Origin of the sequence: Kibdelosporangium persicum, from assembly GCF_013280595.1 — a bacterium.
Lineage (GTDB): Bacteria > Actinomycetota > Actinomycetes > Mycobacteriales > Pseudonocardiaceae > Kibdelosporangium > Kibdelosporangium persicum.
Genome location: NZ_JAAATY010000006.1, coordinates 229,620 through 250,853, shown reverse-complemented (window position 1 = coordinate 250,853; position 21,234 = coordinate 229,620). Strand labels below are relative to the sequence as shown.

Below are 21,234 nucleotides of genomic sequence, written 5' to 3'. Positions count from 1 at the left end.
ACTGAGCGTTTACAGTTCGCCCGTACTCTGATGGGGTGATCGCTCCTCCCGTGCCGCCTGAGTCCAGGTCTGGCCAGCGCACGGTCTCGTTCGTCCGCCGGCACCCGGTCATCTGGCGGACGGCGGCGTCGCTTGCCGGTGGGGGACTGCTCGCGCTGAGCTTCCCGCCGAGGACGACCTGGTGGCTGGCGGTCGTCGCGTTCGCGTTGCTGGCTGGCGCGATCCGCGGCCGGCGGGCCCGTGCCGGGTTCGGTTACGGATTCGCCTTCGGGATGGCGTTCCTGATGCCGTCCCTGTACTGGCTGCAGAACTTCCTGGGGGAGGGTTTCGGGCCGACGCCGTGGGTCGCGTTGTCGGCCGCGCTGTCGGTGTTCATCGGGTTGGCGTCGGCCGGGATGGCCGTGGTCAGCACGATGCCCGGCGGTCCTGTGTGGATGGCCGCCCTGTACGTCGTGGGGGAGGCCGCGCGGGGGAGGTTCCCGTTCGGCGGGTTCCCGTGGGCACGTGTGGGTTTCGGTCAGCCCGACGGGTGGTATCTGCCCCTGGCGTCGCTCGGGGGTGCGCCGCTGCTGGGGTTCGCGGTGGTGCTGACGGGCTGCGCGATCACCGAATTGCTCGTCCGAAGGCGGATCGGTCCGGCGTTGATGGTCGTCGCCCCACTCGCGGTCGCCTTCGCGACGTTGCCTTTCGTGGGCACCGACGCGCAGAACGGCACGATGACGGTCGCGGTCGTGCAAGGCAACGCACCGGAAGGACTCGGGGCGCTCGGTTCCGGTGACGAGATGCGGCGCAACCACATCGCGCGCGCCGAGCAGCTGGCTCGGGACATCGAGGCCGGGCGGGTGCCGAAGCCGGACGTGGTGATCATGCCGGAGACGTTCACCGGGCTCGGCCCGAACGCGGCCGACGACGTCCAGCTCAGCCGGATGGTCGCCGATCTCGGCGTGCCGACGTTGATCGGCGCGCGGCAGCGGCAGGCGGACGGCACCGACCAGAACGTGGTGATCGCCTGGGACCCGGCGGCCGGTCCCGGCCAGGAGTACGCCAAGAGCAAGCTGGTGCCGTTCGGGGAGTTCGTGCCGATTCGCCCGGTCGCGCGAATCTTCACCCCGTTCGTGGACGGCCAGTCCGACATGCGGCCCGGTGTGCAACCGCCTGTGCTCACCGCCGCCGGGACCGAACTCGGTGTCGCGATCTGTTTCGAGGTCGCGTACGACGAGGTCCTGACGCAGGCGGCACGGGACGGCGCGCAGGTCCTCACCGTCCCGACGAACAACAACTGGTACGGCCGCACCGAGATGAGTCACCAGCAGCTGGCGATGTCGCGGGTCCGTGCGGTCGAGCACGGCCGGGCGGTGGTGGTGTCCGCCACAACGGGCGTGAGCGCGATCGTGCAACCTGACGGCTCCGTCACCCGTCAGACTGAGTTGTATACAGCTGACACGCTGGTGGCCACAGTGGCCAAAAGGTCGACCGTTACCCTGGGTACCCGGATCGGCGCCTGGCCGGAGGGGGTCATGGTGGTCGGCGGTCTCGCGGCGTTGCTGTGGGCCATCGGTTCGCGGGTCCGGCAACGTAAGCGTCGGGCCGGTGACTCGAGCCGGACAGGGAATGAGTAGGAGAGGAACGTATGGCGGAGCTCGAGCCGGTGCTTGTGGTGATCCCGACGTACAACGAGCGGGAGAACATCACGCCGATCATCAACCGGCTGCACGGTGCGCTGCCCAAGGCGCACGTGCTGGTCGTCGACGACGGCAGCCCGGACGGCACTGGTGAGGTCGTGGACAAGCTCGCCGCGGCCGACGAGCGGGTGCACGTGATGCACCGCACCGAGAAGGCCGGGCTCGGTGCCGCGTACGTGGCCGGATTCACCTGGGCGCTGGAGCGTGACTACAACGTCATCGTCGAGATGGACGCCGACGGCTCGCACTCGCCGGAGGACCTGCCGCGGATCATCGACGCGCTGCACGACTCGGACCTGGCGATCGGTTCGCGGTACGTGCCCGGCGGGAAGACCGTGAACTGGCCCAAGCGCCGCTGGCTGCTGTCCAAGGGCGCCAACATGTACTCGCGCCTGTGGCTCGGCGCGAAGGTCAACGACATGACTGCGGGTTTCCGGGCGTTCCGCCGTGCGGTGCTGGAGAAGGTCAAGCTGCACAACGTCGCGTCGGCGGGTTACTGCTTCCAGATCGACCTGACCTGGCGGACTCTTGAGGCCGGGTTCACCATCTCCGAGGTGCCGATCACGTTCACCGAGCGGGAGATCGGCGTGTCCAAGATGGACGGCTCGATCGTCCGCGAGGCGCTGTGGCGGGTGTTCAAGTGGGGTGTGCGGGTGCGCGGCAACCAGCTGCGTTCGCTGGTCAAGGGCGGCAAGTCCGCCTGAGGCGATGGCCGAGCAGGGTTTACTGGCCGGCATCGGCTGGACCCGCGCTGTCCGGCTGGACGGGCTGACCGGCCCGGACGACGCCGAGGTGTGGGTGAAGCTGGAAGCGGCGAACCCGACCGGGTCCTACAAGGACCGGATGGCGCTCGCGATGATCCGCGGCGCCGAGCAGACCGGCCGGTTACGGCCCGGGCAGATCGTCGTGGAGGCGACCGGCGGCAGCACGGGTGCGTCGCTGGCGATGGTGTGCGCGGTGACCGGGCACCCGCTGCGGGTGGTGACGTCGGACGCGTTCGCGCTGGAGAAGTTGTCGGCGATGCGGGCGTTCGGCGCCGAGGTCGATCTGGTGGCCAGCCCGCCGGGTGGGTTCCGGCCGGAGTTGTGGCCGCAGTTGATCGAGCTCGCCCGGATGGTCGCCGACCAGGTGGAGGGGTTCGCCACGGACCAGTTCCACAACCCGGACGTGATCAACGCGTACAAGCCGCTGGGTTATGAGGTGGCGGCTCAGGTGCCGGGCCGGATCGACGCGTTCTGTGTGTCGGTGGGCACGGGCGGCTGCCTGGTCGGTGCGGGGCGGGCGCTGCGGCAGCGGTTCCCGGCGATGCTGCGGGTGGCGGTGGAGCCCGCGGAGTCGCCGGTGCTGTCGGGTGGGCAGCCGGGGACGCACCGGATCGAGGGTGCGGGCATCGGGTTCTGGCCGCCGCTGGTGGAGTCGTACGACTTCGACGAGGTGATCACGGTGACCACGTCGGATGCGCGGGAGATGGCGCGGGTGGCGGCCGCGGAGTACGGGTTGTTCTCGGGGCCTTCGACCGGTGCCAATCTGGTGGCGGCCGGGCGGTTGGCGCGGCGGTTGGGGGCCGGGCATCGCGTGCTGACCGTCCAGGTCGACAGTGGTCTGAAGTACCTGTCGGGCGGGCTGTTCGAGTAGGCGGGTACAAGAAACCCCGCCCAGGCGGGAGGTCTGGGCGGGGTTTGTCTCGTGGTGGGAGTGGCTACGCGGTCCGGCTGCGCCGGCCACGGAGCTCTTCGAGCCGCTCGGTCAGCAGGTCCTCGAGTTCCGGGATGGTCCGGCGCTCAAGCAGCATGTCCCAGTGCGTCCTCGGCGGCTTGACCTTCTTCGGCTCGGGCAGTGAACCGTCGATCATCTTCGACTCGAGGCCGTGCAGGCGGCATTCCCACACCGGCGGCACCTCGGCGTCGTCCGAGAAGGGCACCTCGAAGTCGTGGTCCTTCGGGCACGCATACCTGACCGTACGACGCGGCGCGAGATCGTGGTTCCGGTCAGTTTCGTAACTGACCGCTCCCAGCCGGCTTCCACGGAGAACACGGTCGGCCATGGCGGTGTCCTTTCGTTCGGCCCGAGTTCCCTCGGACCAGGGTGGTGCTCACTGTCAGCAACGAACGGAACGGCCGGGAGATTCCCTGTACCCGGCACTTCGTCGCGGACAGTGACATGTTTCACCCGTCAACAACAGCTTCCTCCTAAGGGAGGCAATCGGCGCGGGAAAGTGACGCGTTATCCCACAATCGACACCCACATCTCACCCGTTCGGAGGAGTTATGTCACAGGTCAGTCCAAGTTCTGCTGGTACCCGGGCAGTCCGCACTCTAAACGCGGATCGGCCCGGAGAAAAATCCATGACTTCGGGTAGTCACTCAAACTCGAATACAGACGATACGGAGCGTTTATCGATTGTCACGCCTTGCTCTCGAGAGTTTGCGGCACGGTGTTGCCGACCGCCTCGATCGCCCGCTTCACCGGGACGAACAGCATCAGCACGAAGCCGATCGCGAAGAAGATCACCAGGGAGATGATCGCGTACCGGTAGGACCCGGTCTGCTGGGCCATGAACGCGAACAGCAACGGCCCGAGCCAGGACGTCGCGCGTTCGCCGACCTCGTAGACCGAGAAGTACTGTGCCTCCTTGCCGGGCGGGATCATCTGGCTGAACAGCGCCCTGGCCAGGGCGTTCGTGCCGCCGAGCACCAGGCCGATGCCCGCCGCGACGGCGTAGAACTGCAGTTGCTGGCCTGCCTGGACGAAGTACGCCGCGCCGATCACCAGCACCCACACGCCGAGGCTGAGCAGAATGGTGCGCTTCGCGCCGATCCGGCGGGCCACGATGCCGTGCAGCAGGCCGCCCGCGTAGGCCACGAACTGGACGATCAGGATCGTGGTGATGAGCACCTGCTGGTCGAGATCGAGCTCCTCGCTGCCGTACTGGGCCGAGACGTTGGCGACCGTGGCGATGCCGTCGGTGAAGATCAGGTAGGTGCCCAGGAACGCCAGTGTCAGCGGGAAGGCCTTGGCGCCGCGCAGCGTGTCGCCGAGCTCCTTGAAGCCGGCGGTCAGTGCTGAGGTGTCCTGCGCGGAGGTGTGGGCGGGCTGGTGCTTCTTGAGCCGCCGCAGCGGGATGGTGGTGAAGATCGCCCACCAGATGCCGGAGAGCAGGAACGCGATCCGGGCCGCGTTGCTCTCCGAGATGCCGATGCTGTCGCCGAACAGCACGAGCACCAGCTGGACGGCCAGGGCGGCACCGCCGCCGAGGTAGCCGAACGCCCAGCCCTTGGTGGACAGGTCGTCGCGTTCGTCCGCGGTGGCGATCTCCGGGATGAACGAGTAGTAGATGGCGACCGAGGTGCCGTAACAGATGTTGCCCAGGATGAACAGCAGCGCGCCGAGCTCCCAGTTCCCGCCCGCGACCAGTGCGATCAGCGCGGTGGCCACCGAGCCGGAGAACGCGAAGATCGCCAGCATCCGCTTCTTGTTCTGGGTGCGGTCGGCGATCGCGCCCATCAGCGGCACGATCAGCACCTGGATCACCGTGGCGAACGACAGCAGGTAGCCCCACAGCGATCCGGCCGGGAACTGCAGGCCGAACACCGAGATGTCGCAGTCGCGCAGTCTGTCGCCCGCGGGACACGGGGCCGGGCCGTTGGTCGCGGTATCCGCCTCGGCGGCGGTGGCGGCGACGGCGGTGAGGTAGAGCGAGCCGAAGACCGTGGTCACGGAGGTCGGGAAGACCGAGTTCGCCCAGTCGTACCACACCCAGCCGCGCTGCTCCCGCTTGCGGCTCAGGGCCTCTGTCTCAGTACTCACTCGGTCCTCCCAGTCGGCTGGTACGCGGACTGTACTGGTCGGTTTCCGGGGCCAGTGATCGGCTTCGCCATGCCGTAGGCGAATGTTCACAGCGGAGTGACTGGCCGTGCGAACGATAACGACGTGTTTTACCGTCCGTGGTCATGAGAAAACGGCTTGTTGTCGTCAGTCTCGTGATCGGAACCGTGATGGCGCCCGTCGCTTGGGCGGATCCGCCGTCCGGCGACTGGGCCCGGCTGCGGAAGTGTGAGTCGAATGGCCGCTATGACGCGAAAGGGAAGTATTACGGCGCGTACCAGTTCGACATCGACACGTGGCGCAGCGTAGGCGGCCGGGGGTATCCGCATCTGGCCACCCCCGACGAACAGGACTATCGGGCGTTGTACCTCTACCGGATGCGGGGCTGGGGTCCGTGGAGCTGTGCGCGGAAACTGAAACTGCGTGAGGACGCGGACGCGCGCAGCAAGCGGATCCCGACTTACGCGGAATCCGCCTACATCGGGTGAGACCGGTCAGACCGCGTGCGCGGCCGGCCACATGCCGCGGGCCCGCAGCACGTCGCGCAGGACTTCGGGCTGGTCGGTGACCAGTCCGTCCACGCCGAGGTCCAGCAGCCGGTTCATCTGCGGGGCGTCGTCGATGGTCCACACGTGGACCTCCATGCCCCGCCGGTGTGCCGCGGTGACCAGGCGCCGGTCGACCACCGTCAGCCGGCCCTGGTTGACCGGGACCTGGGCCATCCGGCCACGGATGGCGCGCCATGCCCGAGGGGCCCAGACGCGGCCCGCGGCCCAGAGTGCGGCGACCGAGCGGGGGCCCATCGAGGTCATCAGCCGGGGCCCCATGCGGCTGCGCAGCCGCTGGAGCCGGGAGTCGGAGAACGACGCGAGGCAGACGCGGTTCAGCGCGCCGGTCCGGCGCAGCGTGCGGACCACCGGTTCGACCGCGGCGTCGGACTTGACGTCGATGTTCAGCAGGGCGTCCGGCAGCTCCTCGAGCAGGTCCTCCAGGCGGCAGACCGGTTCCCGGCCGTCGATCCTGGCGTTCTTGACCGTGCGCCACGGCAGGTTCGCCACGATCCCGTGCCCGTCGGTGGTCCGGTCGAGCGCGTCGTCGTGATGCACCACCACGACCCCGTCGGACGTGGCGTGGACGTCGGTCTCGAGGTAGCGGTACCCCTCCTGCACCGCGCGTCTGAACGCGCTGAGGGAGTTCTCCATGCCCTTGAGGTCGCCGACATGCCACCCGCGGTGGGCAAAGGCCCGCGGGTACGGTCCGGCCAGATAATCGTGGTCGCGCACATAACGAGTGTGCACCGGCGGCGTGGCGGATGGGTGGCGGCGCGATGGCCAGATACGGTCGATTGTCATGACAGCGGTTACCGGGACGGAATCCCCGGGGGAGTTCACCGTGCAACGTGATCCACTGCGCGGGGATCCGAGGCACTGTGGCTGGTGTGGCCGCAGACTGCCGGAGGAGGACAGGGTCGGCAGGCCAAGGCGCTATTGCGCGCAACCGTGCCGGCAACGTGCCTACGAGCGCCGATCCGCGCTTCAGCGCAGCGGGTTGCCGGACGACGCGGTCGTGTTGTCCACAGCGGAACTGGCGGATCTGCAGGACAGGTTGTTTCAATTGCGGTGTGCGGCGGAGGATGTGGTGACTGCGGCGCAGGACGGGGCGGACGCGGCGGAGCTGGGCCGGTTGGCGGCGCAGATCCTGCGTTCGGCGGATGCGCTGGAGCGTCTGCGCTGACCGGGCCGGTCGGCTACGCTTCGTGCGCGCATGAGAAAGACAACCTGCTTGTAACGATCCTGCGAGGGTGTGAGTGAGCGACGACAGCGCCTCATTGGGCGAGGTGCTGGCGGCCAGCGATATCGCTTTTGCCGTCACCGACCAGCGGTGCCGGGTGAAGTGGGCCAACCCGCGAATGGCCGAGCTGCTCGGGCTGAGTGTCGAGCAGAGCGTGGGCCGGTCCCTGCCCGCGCTGCTGGCCGGCGCGCCCGAGTCGCCGGACAGTGAGGCCGTCGTGGTCTCGTGGCGGTCCCGGGACGAAACAGGCCACAGGTGGCTGGAGATCTCCTGTGCCGCCGTGGCCGAGACCGACCTGGTGTTCCGTGCGGTGGACGTCACCCGTTGGCGTGACCAGGAGCTGCGGGCCGCCAAACTGGGGCACCGGCACGAGGACCTGCTGCGGATGGTCGAGGAGGACCCGCTCACCGGGTTGCCCAACCGCCGGGCGTTGACCAGGGAACTGGAACGGCAGCTGGCGCTCGGGGTGCGGGGCGCGTTGTTGCTGCTGGACCTGGACAACTTCAAGGACATCAACGACCTGCGCGGGCACCCGGCGGGGGACCGGGTGATGTGCACGCTGGCGAACCTGCTGCGCGACCGCCTGACCGACGGGCAGGTCGTCGGGCGTCTCGGCGGCGACGAGTTCGCGGTCGTGTTGCCGGGTGCGGACGAGCGTGAGGCCGTCGCCGTGGCGGATCGGCTGCGGACGGCCGTGGCGGCGATCCCGCTCAGCGGTGGGTCGGGCGCGACGCGCACGACGATCAGCGCGGGCGTGGCCCGGTTCGACTCGGGGGAGAGCTGGCAGGCGATCCTGGCCAACGCGGACCTGGCGCTGTACGCCTCGAAGGCCGCGGGACGTAACAGGGTCACCGTCTACGAGCAGGGGCACTACACGGACACGGCGTTGCGTGTGTCGGTGTTGGACCGGCTGCGTGGCGCGTTGCAGGACGGCGGGTTCGCGCTGCACGCCATGCCGATGGTCAAGCTGGCCAGCGGCCGTGTCGTCGGGCACGAGCTGTTGTTGCGGCTGGAGGACAACAAGCATCCGCGCCTGGGGCCGGGGGAGTTCCTGCCCGCGGCCGAACGCAGCGATCTGGTGCTGGACATCGACCGGTGGGTGGCGGGCACGGCGATCGACGCGCTGGTCGAGCACCCGTATCCGGGTCTGCGGTTCAACGTCAACGTGTCCGGCCGGACCCTGGAGGACGAGGACTTCGGCGACTTCGTGCTCGACCGGATCGCCGCGGCGGGTGTCGCGCCGGGACGGCTCGGGTTCGAGATCACCGAGACCGCGGCGGTGACCAATCTGGACGCGGCCCGCAGCCTGGCGCAGCAGCTGCGGGCCAGTGGCTGCCGGATCACGTTGGACGACTTCGGTTCCGGGTTCGGCTCGTTCGTGCACCTCAAGCAGTTGCCGATCACCGGGTTGAAGATCGACGGCGAGTTCGTGCACGGCATCGACTACGGCAGCCGCGACACGGTGCTGGTGAGCGGGATCGTGGACATCGCCCGTGGGCTGGGGCTGTCGGTGGTGGCGGAATGGGTGGAGCGCCCGACGCAGGTGCAGGCGCTGTCCCGGCTGGGGGTGCGGGTGGCGCAGGGCTTCCACCTGGGCAGGCCGGAACCGTTGAACGCGTTGCTGTCGCGTCCGAACGTCGGGTGGCCGCAGCGGCCGCAGTCGATGGAGGAAGCGGCCGAGCAGAACCGCGCGCGGGCTGAGAACGCCTAACGCCCGATCGCGTAGCGGAAGGCGTTGACCAGCCGGTATCCGCCGCTGTCGGTCTTGTACGGTCGCGCGGCTTCGAGCACGGTTGTCGCGTCGGCGTCGGCGTCGGCGTCGCCTCCCAGCAGGACGCCACGCACGAGTGTGTCGTCGTCGCGTGCGTGCCAGACGACTTCGACGATGCCGTGGCCGGTGACTTCCAGGCCCGCGGCGCGCATCAGGTCTTCGAGGGAGTCGCGGTGCCCGCCGTCCGGCCGGGGTTCGCCTTCGAGGGCGTCCTCGATGACGGTGAAGTCGTTGCGGGCCCGCTCGGCCCAGCCCGCGATCGCGACCTGGCGGCCGACCCTGCGCAGTTCGGTGATGGCCGCTTCGGGGTCTTCGGCGAACTGGATGGCGTTGAACGCCGTGACGACGTCGAAGGAGTCGTCCGGCCAGGGCAGGTGCTCCGCGTCGCCTGTTCTGACCTCGGCGTGGGGTGCGGTTTTCCTGGCGAGGGCGACCATGCCGGGCGCGGGGTCGGCGCCGGCGGCGCGGGCGCCCAGCCGATGGGCGTAGGCGAGGAACTCGCCGCTGCCGCAGCCGACGTCGAGCACGGCGGTGCCCGGTCCGATGCCGGTGGCCTGGGCGACGGCCCGCTGGGCGGGTTCGGCGAACCCGCCCCACAGTTCGGCCCAGCCTTCGGCGATCTCGGACCAAGGGTCGGTCATGCAGTCCTCGCCACCGCTTCCTGCGCTCCGGGGCCGTTGACTCTAGCGGGACGGCCGGTGGCGAGCATGAGCAGCTCGGCCGCGGGGCCGTGCACCTCGGTCGGGCCGTCGCCGCCGTGCCAGTCCGCGTCGGTGGCGATCAGCTTCATCCCGGCGAACCGCTTCCTGGCACCGTAGAACCCGCTGGGCCAGACGTAGTCCAGCAGCGGGACCAGCCATTCCCGCGGCATCTGCCGGTCGAGTCCCAGCGGCCGCGCGATGTCCTGCCCGTGCACGAGCACGTCGACCAGCGGGTCCATCGCCCCGGCGAGCCGGAACTTCTTGTCCGAGTGGGCGTCTTCCCGCAGCTGTGCGATGAGCTGCCGCGGTGTGAACCGCGTGGCGCGCTCCTTGGCCCAGTCGGCTTCGGTCTTGGGGTAGTTGCCTTTTGCCTTCAGCACGCGCAGCAGCGTCTTGGGCAGCGACTGCCGGGTGGACAGGGTGATGTGCGCGAGGACTTGGTGGACCGTCCACTCCGCGCACAGCGACTGCACCTGCCAGGCGTCGTCGTCCAGCGTTTCCAGGAAGTCGGCGAGGGCACGGCGTTCGGCGTGGATGGCAGGCAGGACGTCCATGGGTGTCTCTCCTTATGTACCGGTGTCGGTGGAGAGACTCGGGCGCCGGCCGGAACTCATCGCGCCGGTCGGAGGTTTCCGGGACGGGGGACAGGAGCGGCACGCGTTGGACATTCACCGACGAAATGCCCGGGACAGCGATGGTTCACGATTAGGCTGCTTTTTCCGTGCGCGGTGGCTGCGCGCGGGCCGAGCGGCAAGGATCGTCTGCGTGAGGGAGCGTGCACACCGGACAAGGCGCGCAAACCGGCAGCTTAAGCGGGGTTATGCGTCGACTGGACAGGGAGGGGGCCTGCCGGGCATGCTCTGCCCCCGAGCCAGCTTGGTACAGACCAATGCAACAAGAGTGCATCTTTGTGTTGACTTCTGCTTAAAACTGCCGGAATAGTTGCACATCCGCGCAAGGCGGCCGGGCTCGTCTTGCCAACAAGGCTTCATAGGTGGTGACTGGATGCGATCGATCTATGGCGGTAGGCGAGGCACGTCCGCTCTCGTGCTGACCGCTGCCGTCTCGCTCGTACTGGCCGGATGTGGTTCCGGATCGGACAACGCGGGCGGCGGTTCGGGCAACGCGCCCGCGGGCGACGACGGCAAGCTCGTCGGCGAGCAGGAGTTCATGAACGCGCCGTGCCCCGAGCCCGCGGTCAAGCCCACCCAGAAGGAGTTCACCTACTGGTCGATGTGGACCAAGGACGAACCACAGGGCCGGGTGCTGCAGAAGGCCTTCAAGTGCTTCGAGGAGAAGGCCGGCGTCAAGGTCAACGTCCAGTGGTTCGGCCGCAAGTTTCTCACCCAGAACGTCGCGCCCGCGCTGAACACCGACACCGTGCCCGACCTGATCGACCAGGACATCAGCCAGGTCAAGGCGGCCGTCGTGGACGTGGGCGGCACGCAGGCCGTCGACGACGTGCTGGCGATGAAGATCGGTGAGGGCGACAAGACCGTCAAGGACGTCATCCCGTCGTTCCTCTACGACATCCCGCAGAGCAAGGACAAGGACGGCAAGCTCTTCTCCGTGCCTTACGAGGTGCTGTCCAACGGCTGGTGGTACGACAAGAACCGGCAGAAGGACTTCGTCGAGCCGAAGACCACCGACGAGTTGTTCGCGGCACTGGACAAGGCCAAGGCCGCGGGCGGCGCGATCGCCCAGGACGGCGACATCGACTTCTACAACGCCTACTTCCTGACCCAGATCGCCGAGAAGTACGTCGGCGCGGGCGGCATCCAGAAGGCCGTCGACGACCGGACCGGCAACCTGTGGCGCTCCGAGCCCGGCTTCCTCAAAGCCGCGCAGTACGTCGAGCGCCTCGCCAAGGGCAAGTACTTCATCGACGGCTGGGACGCCAGCAAGTTCCCGCAGGTCCAGCAGCGCTGGGCGGACGGCGAGGCGGCGTTCCTGTTCGTCGGGTCGTGGGGTCCCAGTGAGACCCGCGAGTACCTGGGCAAGCAGGGCGGCGGCGCGACCATCGACTACGGCTCGTTCCAGTTCCCCAAGCCCGAGGACGCCACGCACGACACCATCGAGTTCCTGCCGATCGGCTGGTCGGTGACCAAGAAGGCGAAGAACGCGGAGGCCGCCAAGGCGTTCATCGCGTACTTCACCAACAAGGACCTCGCCCGTGGCATCCCCGCGGTGGCCGACAACCTGCACCCGCGGGCCGAACTGCCGGTGCCGGACGACCTGAAGCAGCTCAACACCGCGCTGACCGACTCCAAGAAGGAGAAGGTCATCTTCATGGACTCGATCGACTCGCTCTACGAGGGCACCTACGTCAAGAACGTCTTCTACCCGCTGAACAACGACCTGCTGAAGGGCAAGATCACCGCCCAGCAGTTCATTGACCAGATCGGCCCGAAGACCGCCGAGTTCTGGACGAACAGGGGATGACGACGAGTGTGGTGACCCCGCCTGCCTCCGGCCACCAGCCGGGGGCAGGCGGGCGTGGTACCCCGGCCGCCCACGTCGCCCGCCGGAAGAAGCTGTTCTGGCCGTTCGTGGCGCCGACGCTCGTGCTGTACGGGTTGTTCCTGGTCGTCCCCACGCTGGCGACCGTGGTGCTCAGCTTCTCCAACTGGCGCGGCGCGGGCGACACACCGCAGTTCACCGGGTTCACCCAGTACGCGCAGATGTTCAGCGACGACGGGTTCCAGAACGCCTTCGTCAACACGCTGATCTACATCACGCTCGGCGGCGTGGGCACGTTCGTGCTGGCGTTCCTGTTCACGATGGTGCTGCGCGACATGCGCGGCAACAAGATGGTGCGGGCGATCCTGTTCTTCCCGAACATCGTCGCGCCGGTCGCGCTGGGCATGTTCTTCGGCGTGGTGTACCGCTACCAGCCCAACCGGCAAGGGCTGGCGAACTACCTGCTGGAAAGCGTCGGCCTGTCGGCGGTGAAGTTCCTTGAGGCCGATTCGGTCACGTGGGTGGTGCTGGGCTCGATCATCTGGGCCAGCGCGGGCTTCTACATCACGATCCTGATGGCCGCGGTCGACCGGATCCCGCCGTACCTCTACGAGGACGCCTCGATCGCGGGCGCGTCGCCGTGGCAGAAGTTCCGCAACATCACGCTGCCGCTGACGTGGGACGTGGTCGGCATCGCCGGTGTGCTGTGGACGATCAACGCGATCAAGATCTTCGAGCTGGTGTTCGTGATGGCCGGTTCGGGGACCTACGCACCGCCGATCCACACGTGGACGCTGGGCATCTTCGTGTTCGACCGGTCGTTCGGCGGCACGCCCGCCTACGGCGCGGCCTGTGCGTGTGCGGTCGTGATGATCGTGCTGGTGTCGGTGTTCGTGGTGGCGCTGCGCAGGTTGCTGCGTCGCGACGCCATCCAGTTCTGAGAGGCGGACGTGTCGACCACCGCTCTGTCATCGTCGTCCACGGGGTCCACTGGGCAACCACCGCCGCGCCGCAAGGCGCCGAGACGGCCCAAGCCCGCGCCGGGGACCCAGCGGATCAGCCCGTTACGCGTGATCGGGCTGACCGTGGTGTGGCTGTTCACCGCGTTCAACCTGCTGGTGCTGTACTGGCTGATCATGGCGGCGTTCAAGACGCCGCTGGAGATCTTCCGTGAGCCGCTGTCGTTGCCCGCGACGCTGTTCGAGCGCGGCACGCCGTTCCGCAACTTCGTCTACGCGTGGGAGAGCGCGGAGTTCGGCACGGCGTTCCTGAACACCGTCATCCTGGTGGCGGTCTGCTCGGTGGTGATCGTGCTGGTCTCCGCGCCTGCGGCGTACGCGCTGTCGCGCCTGGGCGTGCGTGGGTCCGGGCCGATGACCGCGTTCATCGCGATCGGCATGGGTGTGCCGTTCCAGACGGTGATCATCCCGCTGTTCATCGCCATGTCGGAGATCGACCTGAACAACAACCTGTTCGGGTTGGCGCTGATCTACGTCGCGTTGTCGCTGCCGTTCACGGTGTTCTTGCTGACCGGGTTCTTCCGGTCGCTGCCCGACGAGCTGGAGGAGGCCGCGTCGATCGACGGCGCGTCGGCCACCCGCACGTTCTGGTCGATCATGCTCCCGCTGGCCCGCGGCGGCCTGATCACCGCGCTGATCCTCAACGCCATCGGGCTGTGGAACGAGACGTTGCTGGCGATCGTGTTCCTGCAGGAGAACGCGAACTTCACGCTGGCGCGCGCGTTGTTCACCTTCTACAACGCCGCGTCCTACCAGTCGGAGTACGGCGGGCTGCTGGCCGGTGTGGCCATCATCGTGCTGCCGATGCTCGTGATGTACATCCTGCTTGCTCGTCGGATCATCACCGGCCTCACGCTCGGCGCCGGAAAGTAGGGAGAGCTCCAAGATGGCTACGGTCTCGTTCCGGGGCGCGACCCGGTACTACGCCGGCAACGACAAGCCCGCGGTCGACGGGCTGGACCTCGAGGTTGCCGACGGGGAGTTCCTCGTGCTGGTCGGCCCGTCGGGTTGTGGCAAGTCCACGACGCTGCGGATGCTCGCCGGTCTGGAGGGCGTCGACGACGGCCAGATCTGGATCGGCGACAAGAACGTCACCGACATGGAGCCGCGGGCGCGGGACATCGCCATGGTGTTCCAGAACTACGCGCTCTACCCGCACATGACGGTGCACGAGAACATCGCGTTCCACCTCAAGATCGCCAAGATGCCCAAGGACCAGCGCGACGCGCGCGTCCAGGAGGCGGCCAAGCTGCTGGACCTGGAGCCGTACCTGGACCGCAAGCCCGCCAAGCTGTCCGGTGGCCAGCGGCAGCGAGTGGCGATGGGACGCGCGATCGTGCGTCAGCCCCAGGTGTTCTGCATGGACGAGCCATTGTCCAATCTGGACGCCAAGCTGCGGGTGCAGACCCGTACGCAGATCGCGTCGCTGCAGCGGCGGCTGGGCACCACGACGATCTACGTCACGCACGACCAGGTCGAGGCCATGACGATGGGCGACCGGGTCGCGGTGATGCGCGATGGGCTGTTGCAGCAGTGCGACACCCCGGTGGGGCTGTTCGCCAAGCCCCGCAACGTGTTCGTGGCCGGGTTCATCGGGTCGCCCGCGATGAACCTGATCCCGGCGCGGCTGTCGGACGCCGGTGTGGCGCTGGGCGGCGCGACGATCCCGTTGACGCCCGCGCAGAAGGCGGCGGTGACCGGCACGGAGGTGATCGTCGGGATCCGGCCGGAGGGCTGGGACACCGTCGCGGCCTCCGAAGGATTGCCGGTGACCATCGAGGCGGTCGAGGAGCTGGGCTCGGACCAGTACCTGTACGGCTCGTCCGAGGCGGAAGTCGTCGCGGCGGGGGAGGACGTCGAGCACAGGGAGGCGCCGCACCCCATCGTGATCCGCACGCCCGGCATGTCGGACTGGAGCAGGGGACAGCAGCTCGGTGTGCGGCCGCGCACGGGCGCGGTGCACCTGTTCGACAAGGAGACCGGGAACCGGCTGCCTGACGCGTGACCGTGCCGAGCCCGGGTCCCAGTGGCCCGGGCTCTCTTTCTGTGCGATTCTGGGAGCGCTCCCAGAATCGCGCGGGAGCACTCCTGAAGGACCCCTGCGAAGGAGTGACATGCGAAATCCTGTCCGTGTGCTGCTGGCAAGCCTGGCGGTCGTCGGCGGCATCGTGCTGCCCGCCGGCCCGGCCCAGGCCGACGTGCAGATCTGTGACCAGTACGGCTCGACGACCATCCAGGGCCGTTACGTCGTGCAGAACAACCGGTGGGGCTCGTCGGCGACCCAGTGCATCAACGTGACGTCGACCGGCTTCTCGATCACCCAGCAGCAAGGTTCCGCACCGACCAACGGCGCGCCGCTGTCGTACCCGTCGGTGTTCCTCGGGTGCCACTACAGCAACTGTTCACCGGGGACGAACCTGCCGATCCAGGTCAGCCGAATCGCCAGCGCCACGTCCTCGATCAACTACCGGTACACCGGTGGCACGTACAACGCCTCGTACGACATCTGGCTCGACCCCACGCCCAAGACCAACGGGGTGAACCAGATGGAGATCATGATCTGGTTCAACCGCCAGGGCCCGATCCAGCCGATCGGCTCGGTCGTCGGCAGCACCTCGATCGGCGGCCGCAGTTGGGAGGTCTGGCGCGGCAGCAACGGCTCCAACAACGTGATCTCGTACGTGGCACCCTCGCCCATCACGTCCTGGAGTTTCAGCGTGCTCGACTTCATCCGTGACATCCGGGCACGGGGAGCGATCAACGACTCCTGGTACCTGACCAGCATCCAGGCCGGTTTCGAGCCGTGGAACGGCGGCGTCGGCCTGGCGGTCGACTCGTTCTCCGCCGCGGTCACCGCACGCTAGCCGGTACTACACACACAGTGCTTTACCTAGTGACGAAAAAGGAATAGCAGCTCAGACGCCCCGAAGCCCCTCGTGAGTGTTTATCGGTGTTCTAACCCTGATAACCACTCACGAGGGGTGACCAGGGGTTACGCGCGCAGGGCGTCGATGAACCATTCGAACACCGGGACCGACGGCGGGCGCTCGGGCCAGCCGTTGATCTTGCCGAGCAGTGCCCAGTAGCGCTCGACCCGCCGGTCGCTGAAGGTGGCCATCGTGTCGGCGAGCGCTCGGCGCTCGTCGGTGGGCATGTCGGCCGGGATGATCCGGTGCAGGATCTGCTGGCCTTCGGCGGAGGTGGGGTCGATGCCGGCGGCGAGGGCCGGTCCGGCGTGTTCGCTCACCTTGGCGGGGTCGGCCTGGGCCGGGGGCTGGGCGGCGCCGGCGGATCCGGCGACGGCCATTTCGCGGACGCGGGCCTTGAAGGACGGGTCGCTGACCAGTTCGGCGAGTTCGATCCAGGCGTCGACCTGTTCGGGTGTCGGGTCGTCGGGCAGCTCGGCGGGCATCTGGCGCATGCCGTCGGCGATGTGTGCGCCTTCTGGCCGTGGCTCGACGCCCGCGAAGGCCTCATCGACGAATTCGTCGATGATCCGCTGCCGCTCCTGTGCGGACAGCTTGGCCAGTTCGTGCATCAGTTTCATCTCCTCAGTCGTGCTGCCTCTTTTGGCGACCGAGTTGAGTACCGCGCGGCGTAGCCGCAGGGTGCGGATTTCCGCGTCCAGCGCGCGGACGTGCGCTTGGGCCACGTCGGCGACGGTGACCTGCTCGCGGAGCACGCGCTCGACGGTGTCGAGGTCGATGCCCAGTTCGCGCAGGGTGCGTACCAGGTCGAGCCGGGCCGCGGCCTCGGCGTCGTACATCCGGTAGTTGCCGGATGTCCGTCCCGCGGGTGGGACGAGGCCGAGGTCGGACCAGAACCGTACGGTGCGCACCGGCAGGCCGGTGGTTCGGGCGAGCTGCCCGATGCTGAACAACTCGGTCACGACACTCAGCCTCAACCTTCCAGCGACTGGAGACTCAACTCGATTATTCAGGCGTGGGAGAGGAAGTGATCGAGGACACGGGTGCCGAAGTGCAGTCCGCTGATGGGGACGCGTTCGTCGACGCCGTGGGCCATGGCGCGGTAGTCGAAGCCTTCGGGCAGCGACAGGGGTGCGAAGCCGTAGCCGGGGATGCCGAGGCGGGCGAAGGCTTTGGCGTCGGTTCCGCCGCCCATGCAGTAGGGGACGACGACGGCGTCGGGGTCCTGGGAGCGGATGGCGGTGGCCATGGCGTCGAACCAGGGTGAGTCGACCGGTGCCTGGATGGCGGGCAGGCGGTGGACGAATTCGCGGGTGATGCCGGGGCCGAGGAGGCTGTCGATGGTGGCCAGGAGTTCTTGTTCGGTGCCGGGCAGGGTGCGGGTGTCGACTTCGGCGACGGCGGTGGAGGGGATGACGTTGACCTTGTAGCCGGCGCGCAGGACGGTGGGGCGGGTGGAGTTGCGGACGGTGTTCTCGACCAGGGGTGCGGCTTTGCCGAGGCGTTGGAGTGTGCCGTCGACGTCGTTGAGGTCGACGTCGATGCCGAGGGCGGCGCCGGTGCGTTGGAGGAACGCGGTGACGGTGGGGGTGAGGCGGATCGGCCACTGGTAGTGGGCGATGCGGTCGAGTGCGCTGATGAGTTTGACGACGGCGTTGTCGTCGTTGCGGCGGGAGCCGTGGCCGGCGCGTCCGGTGGCGGTGAGGCGTAGGTGGCTGGTGCCGCGTTCGGCGGTGCCGATGGGGTAGAGGCGGACGGGCCGGCCGGTGGCGTTGGTGACGTGGTAGGAGTAGCCGCCGGATTCGCTGATGGTGGCGCCGCAGCCGTCGAACAGGCCGGGGTGTTCGTTGACGAGCCATTCCGCGCCGTAGGCGCCGGTGTCTTCTTCGTCGGCGACGAGGGCGAGCACGATGTCGCGGCGTGGTCTGCGGTCTTCGCGTGCCCAGGTGCCCAGGACGGTGAGGACCATGGCGACGAAGTCCTTCATGTCGGTGGCGCCGCGGCCCCAGACGTAGCCGTCGGTGATCTCGCCGGAGAAGGGGTCGCGGGACCATTGGTCGGCGTCGGCGGGGACGACGTCGAGGTGTCCTTGGACCAGCAGTGGGGGCAGGGTGGCGTCGGTTCCGGAGACGCGGGCGATGACGTTGCTGCGGCGGCTGGCGCGTTCGAGGATTTTGGACTCGATGCCCGCGGCGGACAGGACGGTCGCGGCGAGTTCGGCGGCTTCGCGTTCGCCGGCTGATTCGCCGCCACCGTAGTTGGTGGTGTCGACGCGGATCAGCCGGGAGCACAAAGTCTCAACGTCATCCATAGATTCCCTCCACGGCTCCCGCCGCGATGGCGGTCACCACTTTGAACGTTTTCATCGCTTCGGTCATGGTGGGCGCGTCGAAGCCGACGCGACGGACATCGATGAGGTCGACGGTCGGCACGACGGCGGCGGCGTGTGCCAGGTGTGTCGCGTCGAACTGCACTTCGATGCGGTGTGGCGCCGGCTGGCCGGTGCGTCGGCCTGCCTGTTCCATGCTCGCCGCTGCCTGGGCGCGGATGAGTTCCGCGGTTCTGGCCGGGGGCAGGCAGATGGCCGCGTACCGGCTGACGCATTCCTTGACACTGACTACCCGTGCGTCTGGCACGTATTCGTTGGCGTCGTCACAGGTCTTGTCGTCGCCGGTGACGAGCAGGACGGGGACGCCGTGTTCGGCGGCCATGGCGGCGTTGAGTCGTCCTTCGCCGGCGTGGGTGCCGTCGAGCCAGACGCCGGTGATGGAGTTTTCGAGGTAGGTGTGGGCGAGGACGCCGTCGACGCCGGCGCCGGTGTGGTAGCCGAGGAAGACGACGCCGTCGACGCCGGTGTCGATGCCTTGCATCATGGAGAGGGGTTTGTGGCGGCCGGTGAGCATGGCGGCGCGGGAGTCGAGGTCTTCCAGCAGGAGGTTGCGTTGGCTGGAGTGGGCCTCGTTGACGAACACGCTGGTGGCTCCGCCGTCGTGGAGGCCGGCGATGCAGGCGTTGACGTCGGAGGTGAACAGGCGTCGCATCCGTTGCCATTGTTCGGTGCCGGGGATGACGTCCTGGGTGTAGGTGACCCCGGTGGCGCCTTCCATGTCGGCCGATATCATGATCCGCACGCTGGCCACCGTAGAGCCTTAAGTTACGTCTTGGCACGATCTGCCGGTAATCGTTGACTTCTCGTACCGGTGAATGGTTACTTCTTTCCGAATTGCGGAGGAGAGGTGGTTCGTCGTGCTGGTCAGACGTCGCTTGGCTGGGGCGGTGTCGGTGATCGCGCTGGTAGCGGTCACGGTGCCGTGGGTGGCGGGCGCCGCGCAGGCGCAGGGTGAGAAGGTGTTGCGCGCGGGGATCACGCAGGATCTTGATTCGCTCAACCCGTTCATCACGATCACCCGAGTGGGTACGGATCTGACTCGGCTGACGTACGAGTACCTGACGACGTACGACCCGAAGGACTACCGGCCGGTGCCGGGGCTGGCGGAGAAGTGGGAGACCTCGCCGGACAAGCTGACGTGGACGTTCACCATCCGGTCGGGGGCGAAGTGGTCGGACGGGCAGCCGATCACCGCGGCTGACCCGGCGTTCACGTTGAACAAGATGATGACCGACAAGGCCGCGGCGACCGCGAACGGCAATTTCGTGCAGGGCTGGGAGTCGGTCACCGCGCCGGACGACCGGACTTTGGTGATCAGGACCAAGCAGCCGCGGTCGACGATGCTGGCGCTGGACATCCCGATCGTGCCCAAGCACGTGTGGGAGAAGGTGACGGACTTCAAGGCCGAGCCGCCGTTGCCGCTGGTGGGGTCGGGTCCGTTCATCGTGCAGGACTACAAGGCCAGTCAGTTCATCAAGCTGAAGGCCAACAAGGACTACTGGCGGGGCGCGCCGAAGATCGACGCGCTGGACTTCGTGTACTACAAGAACGTCGACGCGGAGGTGCAGGCGCTGCAGAAGGGCGACATCGATCTGATGAGCCGTCTGGTGCCCGCGCAGTACGACGCGTTGAAGAACGACCCGAACATCAAGTTGAACACCGGTGCGGGCCGCAGGCTCAACGAGATCCTGATCAATCCGGGTGCGGCGTCGGCGGACGGCAACCCGATCGGGAACGGCAATCCGGCGTTGAAGGATGTGCAGCTGCGTAAGGCGATCGCGTTGGCGATCGATTCCAGGACGCTGGTGGACAAGGTGTGGGGTGGGTACGCGGTGGAGGCCGCGGGGTACATTCCGCCGGGGTTCGCGGAGTTCCACTGGCCGGAGAAGCGCAAGTTCGATCCGGCCGAGGCGAACAAGATGCTCGACGAGGCGGGGTATGTCCGGGGCGCGGACGGGGTCCGGGCGGACAAGACGGGCAAGCCGTTGCGGTTGCGGCTGCTGGGGCACGCGGGCACGAACCTGGACGAGCAGGGGTCGAAGTACATCACCAGCTGGCTCAAGGACATCGGGATCGCGGTCGAGCCGCAGATGGTGGCCGATCAGAAGGTCAACGACGCGACCACGGCCGGCAACTTCGACCTGGCGTTCTCCGGGTGGAGTGCCAACCCGGACCCGGATTACGTGTTGTCGTTGCAGACGTGCGCGTCGCGGCCGAACGCGGACGGCAAGGGTGCGACGCCGGATTCGTTCCTGTGTGACCCGGAGTACGACGCGTTGTACGCGCAGCAGTTGGCGGAGACCGACCGGGCGAAGCGGATCGAGATCGTCAAGAAGATGCAGCAGGTGCTGGCGGACCGGGCGTCGCTGGTGATCCTGGGGTATGACAACCCGTTGGAGGCGTACCGGGCTGACCGGTGGGCGCCGTTCACGACGCAGCCGTCGTCCGGTGGCGTGATCATGAACCAGCAGGGTTACTGGGGTTATTACAGTGCCACGCCGGGCCGGACGACGGACGCGGACGCGCCTGCGGAGGCGCAGGGTGGCGGCGGGAACACCGGTCTGGTGATCGGGTTGGTCGGTGGTGGTGTCGTGGTGGTGCTGGCGGGTGTGCTGGCGTTCGCGCGGCTTCGTCGTCGTGGCACGGCCGACGAACGGGAGTAGGCACCG

19 protein-coding genes and 1 pseudogene are annotated in these 21,234 nt (G+C 67.9%); 12 read left to right on the top strand and 8 right to left on the bottom strand.

The genetic code is table 11. The features are described 5' to 3' along the window. Nucleotides 1-35: 35 nt before the first annotated feature. The 3 genes from lnt to GC106_RS13960 are packed head-to-tail and all read left to right on the top strand — an operon-like array spanning nucleotide 36 to nucleotide 3,317. On the top strand, nucleotides 36-1,619 hold the full coding sequence (gene lnt / locus GC106_RS13970; protein WP_173129465.1) for an apolipoprotein N-acyltransferase: 1,584 nt from the start codon (nucleotides 36-38) through the stop codon (nucleotides 1,617-1,619). Between the two features lie 11 nt (nucleotides 1,620-1,630). Next, nucleotides 1,631-2,386 (top strand): polyprenol monophosphomannose synthase, encoded by a 756-nt coding sequence (locus tag GC106_RS13965; protein ID WP_173129463.1) that lies wholly within the window; start codon nucleotides 1,631-1,633, stop codon nucleotides 2,384-2,386. 4 nt (nucleotides 2,387-2,390) lie between these two features. After that, nucleotides 2,391-3,317: a PLP-dependent cysteine synthase family protein gene (locus GC106_RS13960; protein WP_173129460.1), complete on the top strand. Its 927-nt coding sequence runs from the start codon at nucleotides 2,391-2,393 to the stop codon at nucleotides 3,315-3,317. Nucleotides 3,318-3,381: 64 nt separating this feature from the next. Here the strand turns inward: GC106_RS13960 and GC106_RS13955 are convergent, their stop codons facing one another. Together GC106_RS13955 and GC106_RS13950 are read right to left on the bottom strand one after the other, a co-directional pair. Beyond that, a complete protein-coding gene (locus GC106_RS13955; RefSeq protein ID WP_033391943.1) occupies nucleotides 3,382-3,726 on the bottom strand; it encodes an RNA polymerase-binding protein RbpA in 345 nt (114 codons plus the stop codon). Nucleotides 3,727-4,085: 359 nt separating this feature from the next. Further along, nucleotides 4,086-5,489, bottom strand: a complete 1,404-nt coding sequence (locus tag GC106_RS13950; RefSeq protein WP_173129457.1) for an MFS transporter — start codon at nucleotides 5,487-5,489, stop codon at nucleotides 4,086-4,088. Nucleotides 5,490-5,632: 143 nt separating this feature from the next. Here GC106_RS13950 and GC106_RS13945 point away from each other — a divergent pair. Continuing rightward, a pseudogene (locus GC106_RS13945) lies at nucleotides 5,633-5,992 on the top strand (transglycosylase family protein); the annotation flags it as partial. A gap of 9 nt (nucleotides 5,993-6,001) precedes the next feature. On the opposite strand, the gene GC106_RS13940 reads toward GC106_RS13945, so the two are convergent. Next, nucleotides 6,002-6,790, bottom strand: a complete 789-nt coding sequence (locus tag GC106_RS13940; protein ID WP_312872640.1) for a glycerophosphodiester phosphodiesterase family protein — start codon at nucleotides 6,788-6,790, stop codon at nucleotides 6,002-6,004. Nucleotides 6,791-6,857: 67 nt separating this feature from the next. On the opposite strand from GC106_RS13940, the gene GC106_RS13935 reads away from it, so the two are divergent. Further along, on the top strand, nucleotides 6,858-7,241 hold the full coding sequence (locus GC106_RS13935) for a hypothetical protein (RefSeq protein WP_173129448.1): 384 nt from the start codon (nucleotides 6,858-6,860) through the stop codon (nucleotides 7,239-7,241). Between the two features lie 73 nt (nucleotides 7,242-7,314). Further along, the gene (locus GC106_RS13930) at nucleotides 7,315-9,009 is read left to right on the top strand and encodes a putative bifunctional diguanylate cyclase/phosphodiesterase (protein ID WP_312872639.1); all 1,695 of its coding nucleotides are present in this window, start codon (nucleotides 7,315-7,317) and stop codon (nucleotides 9,007-9,009) included. Here GC106_RS13930 and GC106_RS13925 read toward each other — a convergent pair. Then, nucleotides 9,006-9,710: a class I SAM-dependent methyltransferase gene (locus tag GC106_RS13925; protein WP_173129445.1), complete on the bottom strand. Its 705-nt coding sequence runs from the start codon at nucleotides 9,708-9,710 to the stop codon at nucleotides 9,006-9,008. The genes GC106_RS13930 and GC106_RS13925 overlap by 4 nt on opposite strands. After that, entirely contained in the window at nucleotides 9,707-10,324 is a 618-nt protein-coding gene (locus tag GC106_RS13920) for a maleylpyruvate isomerase family mycothiol-dependent enzyme (RefSeq protein ID WP_173129442.1), read from the bottom strand. Before GC106_RS13920 ends, GC106_RS13925 begins: the two co-directional genes overlap by 4 nt. A 451-nt stretch (nucleotides 10,325-10,775) precedes the next feature. Here GC106_RS13920 and GC106_RS13915 point away from each other — a divergent pair, with 451 nt between their 5' ends. From GC106_RS13915 to GC106_RS13895, 5 genes are all read left to right on the top strand, one after another. Next, entirely contained in the window at nucleotides 10,776-12,212 is a 1,437-nt protein-coding gene (locus tag GC106_RS13915; protein ID WP_173129439.1) for an ABC transporter substrate-binding protein, read from the top strand. Next, nucleotides 12,209-13,171 (top strand): carbohydrate ABC transporter permease, encoded by a 963-nt coding sequence (locus GC106_RS13910; RefSeq protein WP_246365633.1) that lies wholly within the window; start codon nucleotides 12,209-12,211, stop codon nucleotides 13,169-13,171. The genes GC106_RS13915 and GC106_RS13910 overlap by 4 nt, the downstream gene beginning before the upstream one ends. A gap of 9 nt (nucleotides 13,172-13,180) precedes the next feature. Next, a complete protein-coding gene (locus tag GC106_RS13905) occupies nucleotides 13,181-14,122 on the top strand; it encodes a carbohydrate ABC transporter permease (RefSeq protein ID WP_312872638.1) in 942 nt (313 codons plus the stop codon). A gap of 13 nt (nucleotides 14,123-14,135) precedes the next feature. Continuing rightward, on the top strand, nucleotides 14,136-15,254 hold the full coding sequence (locus tag GC106_RS13900; protein WP_173129436.1) for an ABC transporter ATP-binding protein: 1,119 nt from the start codon (nucleotides 14,136-14,138) through the stop codon (nucleotides 15,252-15,254). 109 nt (nucleotides 15,255-15,363) lie between these two features. Beyond that, the gene (locus GC106_RS13895) at nucleotides 15,364-16,113 is read left to right on the top strand and encodes a GH12 family glycosyl hydrolase domain-containing protein (RefSeq protein WP_173129433.1); all 750 of its coding nucleotides are present in this window, start codon (nucleotides 15,364-15,366) and stop codon (nucleotides 16,111-16,113) included. 128 nt (nucleotides 16,114-16,241) lie between these two features. Here GC106_RS13895 and GC106_RS13890 read toward each other — a convergent pair whose 3' ends face one another. From GC106_RS13890 to GC106_RS13880, 3 genes are read right to left on the bottom strand one after another with little or no spacing between them, the layout of a single operon-like run. Continuing rightward, nucleotides 16,242-17,138, bottom strand: coding sequence for a helix-turn-helix domain-containing protein (locus GC106_RS13890; RefSeq protein ID WP_312872637.1), 897 nt, complete (start codon nucleotides 17,136-17,138; stop codon nucleotides 16,242-16,244). 47 nt (nucleotides 17,139-17,185) lie between these two features. Beyond that, the gene (locus GC106_RS13885) at nucleotides 17,186-18,487 is read right to left on the bottom strand and encodes a M20/M25/M40 family metallo-hydrolase (protein ID WP_173129430.1); all 1,302 of its coding nucleotides are present in this window, start codon (nucleotides 18,485-18,487) and stop codon (nucleotides 17,186-17,188) included. Further along, complete coding sequence (locus tag GC106_RS13880; protein WP_173129848.1) at nucleotides 18,480-19,307, bottom strand: M55 family metallopeptidase; 828 nt, start codon at nucleotides 19,305-19,307, stop codon at nucleotides 18,480-18,482. Before GC106_RS13880 ends, GC106_RS13885 begins: the two co-directional genes overlap by 8 nt. A 115-nt stretch (nucleotides 19,308-19,422) precedes the next feature. On the opposite strand from GC106_RS13880, the gene GC106_RS13875 reads away from it, so the two are divergent. Further along, nucleotides 19,423-21,228 carry an ABC transporter substrate-binding protein gene (locus GC106_RS13875; RefSeq protein ID WP_312872636.1) on the top strand — a complete coding sequence of 602 codons (1,806 nt, stop codon included), beginning with the start codon at nucleotides 19,423-19,425 and terminating at the stop codon, nucleotides 21,226-21,228. Nucleotides 21,229-21,234 lie beyond the last annotated feature (6 nt).